This window comes from Paracoccus sp. SSK6 (assembly GCF_039770665.1).
Taxonomy (GTDB): Bacteria; Pseudomonadota; Alphaproteobacteria; order Rhodobacterales; family Rhodobacteraceae; genus Paracoccus.
This window is the reverse complement of the sequence record NZ_JBDPNJ010000118.1, coordinates 1-326: the sequence shown is the minus strand read 5'-3', so window position 1 is coordinate 326 and position 326 is coordinate 1. Positions and strand designations below refer to the sequence as shown.

Sequence of the window (326 nt, the reverse complement as noted above, 5' to 3'; positions counted from 1 at the left end):
ATCCGAATTTCGCGGGCGGCACGCTGACCTGCAAATGCGCCACGAACCCGGTCAAGGTCCGGGTCGGCGCCCAGACCGCCCACAACCATGTCTGCGGCTGCACCAAGTGCTGGAAGCCCGACGGGGCCATCTTCAGCCAGGTGGCCGTGGTGTCGCGCGACGCGATCCAGGTTCTGGAGAACGGCGACAAGCTGCAGGTCGTCAACAAGGATGCGCCGATCCAGCGCTATGCCTGCCGCGATTGCGGCACCCACATGTATGGCCGGATCGAGAACAAGGACCATCCGTTCTACGGCCTGGACTTCGTCCATACCGAACTGTCGGAC

Annotated in this window: 1 protein-coding gene; it reads left to right on the top strand. The window is 63.8% G+C overall.

What is annotated here, in order from left to right; genetic code table 11:
• Positions 1-326 (top strand): GFA family protein (locus AAIL68_RS17655; protein WP_347141082.1); only part of this gene is annotated, 326 nt, incomplete at both ends.